A 795-nucleotide genomic window follows, 5' to 3' on the forward strand; every position below is an offset into this window, starting at 1 on the left:
CGTCGCGCCGCCGCAGTCATTCAACTGCGGCAAGCTAGCTATTTTTATCGCCCTCACCCTCGAGACGATCGCGCGGAGCGGCAGCGGATCCGCGAGATCGCCGCCACGCGTATTCGTTATGGCGCGCGCCGCATCCACGTCCTGCTACGACGTGAGGGCTGGCAGATCAATCTCAAGAAGACCTACCGGATCTACTGCGAGGAAGGTCTGAACCTGCGGCGCAAACGGCCCAAGCGGCGAGTGGCGGCCGTGCACCGGCAAGCCCGGCCGGCGGTCTCCAGTTTGAATGCCTGCTGGAGCATGGATTTCGTCGCCGATCAGCTGTTCAACGGCCAGAAAATCCGGGCCTTAACTGTAGTGGATAATTTTAGCCGGGAGAGCCTGGCGATCAGGGTGGATTTCGCGCTGAAAGCCGCGGACGTGGTTGCTACGATGCGGCATGTTCAAGTCTTGCGCGGGACACCACAACGGATTCAGGTCGACAATGGCAGCGAGTTTATATCGATGGCGCTGGATCAATGGGCATACCAACAAGGTGTCACGCTGGACTTCTCGCGGCCAGGAAAACCGACGGATAATGCTTTTATCGAGTCGTTTAACGGCAGTCTGCGGGATGAGTGCCTGAATGTGCATTGGTTTCTGTCGCTGGATGACGCACGTGACAAAATCGAGCGTTGGCGACAGGATTACAACGAATTCAGGCCTCACAGTTCGCTGGGCGACCATATCCCAAGCGAGCTCCGACTTGCTCACCTTGAAGCCGGAAACCTCTAGACTAGACCGCTCGGTTAGTCG

General features: G+C 58.1%; 1 protein-coding gene. It reads left to right on the forward strand.

Features of this window, described 5'->3' with window-relative positions; genetic code table 11:
- A partial coding sequence (locus tag ACUXV1_RS23215) for an IS3 family transposase (RefSeq protein ID WP_446016771.1) occupies nt 1-774 on the forward strand: 774 nt, incomplete at its 5' end.
- Nucleotides 775-795: the final 21 nt, after the last annotated feature.

This window comes from Chromobacterium sp. W521, assembly GCF_052805975.1.